This window comes from Pseudoalteromonas citrea (assembly GCF_000238375.3).
In the GTDB taxonomy this organism is placed as follows: Bacteria; Pseudomonadota; Gammaproteobacteria; order Enterobacterales; family Alteromonadaceae; genus Pseudoalteromonas; species Pseudoalteromonas citrea.
Map to the genome: position 1 here is coordinate 1 of NZ_AHBZ03000018.1, position 3,938 is coordinate 3,938.

The window sequence follows — 3,938 nt, forward strand, 5'->3', positions numbered from 1 at the left end:
ACAGGGAGTAAATTTAGAAAAGTAACATTCCAAAGTATAACGGTATACCAAACCCACCAAGGAAATGCTTCCCCCTCTTCGTACAGTGGTAATGATAAAATACTAATTATCAGTACCAATGTACCCACTGCTCCTAAAAACATAGGGCCTAAGAACAATATCCGCCATGGGTTATCACCACAGCTTTTTGTTATAAACCTTTGTCGGTTGTTCGTGATACCAAATTTGTCAATTTTATACCAGTGATAAAATAAACATAAACCTTTAAATTGATCATGAAATTCCATATCTAATTTCGTTTCAAAAAAATGATTAAATTTGGTTTTTTTAGGTAACTTACCCCCTAAATATGGCAGACTCATGGTTGTTCCTTAACCTTTGTTTATCGCTTTATCGCGACGCTTGTTTTACTTGTATTCATATGGCGCTTGATGTTGTGGTTCATTATGATCCGCTATGGTAAACCCATACCTAACTGTAACCCTAATCGCTTGGCTTTATACTTCCAATTGAGTGTGTCTTTAAGTTCGGGTTTAGGTGTCCAGCGCTGCCAAGGAGCTGTAATTTCATCTCTGGGTGCTAGGTTAAACCAATCAAGCTCAAAGCATTCTTCTAGTAACTCTTTGTATATTTCTTGTTGCTGATCAAAGCTCATATCGCGCCAATACACCTCAGGTCGGGGGTTGCCTGCTTTTGCTTGGGCCGCATCATATTCGGCTGTTACTGGGTCTAAATGCCTCACCGCTTCATAACGTGGCACATCTGGTAACGGCTTTTTATTGTCCATAAACCGCACTAATTCCTCCCAAAACAGCAGGCAATAAATCGGGTCTTGGGCGTTTTCTGTCACGACGATTTTCATTTTTGATTTTGGAAACTCAAAGCCACGCTCATGCGACACAATGGGAATAAACGCTTGGGCACCGTGCTGACTGGTGGTTACTTTAGCAGCTGCGCACTTTATGTCTCGCCATGGAATACAGCAATTACCAAACTCATCCCGTTCAGTGCAGCCCGGAATATCAAAGGTATACCCAACTTTACGGGTCTTTCGATCAAAGTAAGCGAGGTTTGCTGGTGCAAAGCGGCTAAACACAGGGAGTAAATTTAGAAAAGTAACATTCCAAAGTATAACGGTATACCAAACCCACCAAGGAAATGCTTCCCCCTCTTCGTACAGTGGTAATGATAAAATACTAATTATCAGTACCAATGTACCCACTGCTCCCAAAAACATTGGGCCTAAGAACAGTATCCGCCAAGGATCATCGCCACAGGATTCTGTTATGAACCTTTGTGGGTTTTGAGTAAAACCGAATTTGTCAATTTTATACCAATGATAAAATAAACATAAACCTTTAAATTGATCATGAAATTCCATATCTAATTTCGTTTCAAAAAAATGATTAAATTTGGTTTTTTTGGGTAACTTACCCCCTAAATATGGCAGACTCATGGTTACTCCTTAACCTTTTTTTAACGCTATATTGCGACGCTTTTTTATTTGTTTTTGTTATTTTGCGCTCGTTTCACTACTAAGGAAAGCCACAGCCTAGCTGCCACGCTAGTCGCTTGGCTTTATACTTCCAATTGAGTGTGTCTTTGAGTTCAGGCTTAGGTGTCCAGCGCTGCCAAGGGGCTGTAATTTCATCTCTGGGTTCTAGGTTAAACCAATCAAGCTCAAAGCATTCTTCTAGCAATTCTTTATATATTTCTTCTTGCTGGTCAAAGCTCATATCGCGCCAATACACCTCAGGGCGCGGGTTGCCTGCTTTTGCTTGGGCGGCATCATACTCGGCAGTTACGGGGTCTAAATGCCTCAGAGCTTCATAACGCGGCACATCTGGTAACGGCTTTTTATTGTCCATAAACCGCACTAATTCCTCCCAAAACAGCAGGCAATAAATCGGGTCTTGGGCGTTTTCTGTCACGACGATGGTCATTTCGGTGTTTTTATACTGAAAGAAACTGTGCTCATGAGAAATAAACGGCGCATACGCTTGCGCACCATGCTGACTGGTGGTTATTTTTGCCACATTACATTCAATTTCTCGCCATGGGAAACAGCAATTACCAAACTCATCCCGTTCAGTGCAGCCCGGAATATCAAAGGTATACCCAACTTTCTCCTTAACCTTTGTTTAACGCTATATTGCGACGCTTTTTTATTTGTTTTTGTTATTTTGCGCTCGTTTCACTACTAAGGAAAGCCACAGCCTAGCTGCCACGCTAATCGCTTGGCTTTATACTTCCAATTGAGTGTATCTTTGAGCTCGGGCTTAGGTGTCCAGCGCTGCCAAGGGGCTGTAATTTCATCTCTGGGTTCTAGGTTAAACCAATCAAGCTCAAAGCATTCTTCTAGCAATTCTTTATATATTTCTTCTTGCTGGTCAAAGCTCATATCACGCCAATACACCTCAGGGCGCGGGTTGCCTGCTTTTGCTTGGGCGGCATCATATTCGGCAGTTACTGGGTCTAAATGCCTCACCGCTTCATAACGTGGCACATCTGGTAGTGGCTTTTTATTGTCCATAAACCGCACTAATTCCTCCCAAAACAGCAAACAATAAATCGGGTCTTGGGCGTTTTCTGTCACGACGATGGTCATTTCGGTGTTTTTATACTGAAAGAAACTGTGCTCATGAGAAATAAACGGCGCATACGCCTGCGCACCATGCTGACTGGTGGTTATTTTCGCCACATTACATTCAATTTCTCGCCATGGAAAACAACAATTACCAAACTCATCCCGTTCAGTGCAGCCCGGAACATCAAAGGTATAGCCCACTTTGCGGGTCTTTCTGTCAAAGTAGTAAGCCAAGTTTGCTGGTGCAATTCGCTTAAAAACAGGCAACATATTTAAAAAGGTCACATTCCAAATAATGGTGGTGTACCAGATCCACCAGGGGAAGGTCTCACCTTCTATATCTGAAGGTAATAGTTGTGAAAATATACTGATCACAATAAGTAAACTTCCCATAGCGCCCAAAAACATTGGGCCTAAGACCAGTATTCGCCATGGATCATCGCCACAGCTTTTTGTTATAAACCTTTGTCGGTTGTTCGTGATACCAAATTTGTCAATTTTATACCAGTGATAAAATAAACATAAACCTTTAAATTGATCACGAAATTCCATATCTGTTTTCGGTGAAAAAAAGTGATTAAATTTGGTTTTTTTGGGTAACTTACCCCCTAAATATGGCAGACTCATGGTTGCTCCTTAACCTTTGTTTAACGCTATATTGCGACGCTTTTTTATTTGTTTTTGTTATTTTGCGCTCGTTTCACTACTAAGGAAAGCCACAGCCTAGCTGCCACGCTAGTCGCTTGGCTTTATACTTCCAATTGAGTGTGTCTTTGAGCTCGGGTTTAGGTGTCCAGCGCTGCCAAGGAGCTGTAATTTCATCTCTGGGTTCTAGGTTAAACCAATCAAGCTCAAAGCATTCTTCTAGCAACTCTTTGTATATTTCTTGTTGCTGATCAAAGCTCATATCGCGCCAATACACCTCAGGGCGCGGGTTGCCTGCTTTTGCTTGGGCGGCATCATATTCGGCAGTTACTGGGTCTAAATGCCTCAGAGCTTCATAACGCGGCACATCTGGTAACGGCTTTTTATTGTCCATAAACCGCACTAATTCCTCCCAAAACAGCAGGCAATAAATCGGGTCTTGGGCGTTTTCTGTCACGACGATTTTCATTTTTGATTTTGGAAACTCAAAGCCACGCTCATGCGACACAATGGGAATAAACGCTTGGGCACCGTGCTGACTGGTGGTTACTTTAGCAGCTGCGCACTTTATGTCTCGCCATGGGAAACAACAATTACCAAACTCATCGCGTTCAGTGCAGCCCGGAATATCAAAGGTATACCCCACTTTGCGGGTCTTTCTGTCAAAGTAAGCGAGGTTTGCTGGGGCAAATCTATGGATCACTGG

The 3,938-nt window shown here is 42.4% G+C and carries 3 protein-coding genes and 2 pseudogenes; all 5 read right to left on the bottom strand.

Annotation, left to right across the window (positions count from 1 at the left end; translation table 11 throughout):
- A pseudogene (locus PCIT_RS11840) lies at window positions 1-362 on the bottom strand (hypothetical protein); the annotation flags it as partial.
- A gap of 92 nt (window positions 363-454) precedes the next feature.
- Window positions 455-1,456 carry a hypothetical protein gene (locus PCIT_RS11845; RefSeq protein ID WP_192992796.1) on the bottom strand — a complete coding sequence of 334 codons (1,002 nt, stop codon included), beginning with the start codon at window positions 1,454-1,456 and terminating at the stop codon, window positions 455-457.
- A 79-nt stretch (window positions 1,457-1,535) separates the two neighbouring features.
- Window positions 1,536-2,036, bottom strand: a complete 501-nt coding sequence (locus PCIT_RS11850; RefSeq protein WP_238348019.1) for a hypothetical protein — start codon at window positions 2,034-2,036, stop codon at window positions 1,536-1,538.
- A 164-nt stretch (window positions 2,037-2,200) separates the two neighbouring features.
- Window positions 2,201-3,214 (bottom strand): hypothetical protein, encoded by a 1,014-nt coding sequence (locus PCIT_RS11855; protein WP_192992797.1) that lies wholly within the window; start codon window positions 3,212-3,214, stop codon window positions 2,201-2,203.
- Between the two features lie 79 nt (window positions 3,215-3,293).
- Window positions 3,294-3,938 (bottom strand): annotated as a pseudogene (locus PCIT_RS11860) (hypothetical protein); the annotation flags it as partial.

Coding starts and splice junctions, on each gene's coding strand:
- PCIT_RS11855 (WP_192992797.1), bottom strand. CDS start 3,214: ATGAGTCTGCCATATTTAGGGGGTAAGTTACCCAAAAAAACCAAATTT.
- PCIT_RS11845 (WP_192992796.1), bottom strand. CDS start 1,456: ATGAGTCTGCCATATTTAGGGGGTAAGTTACCCAAAAAAACCAAATTT.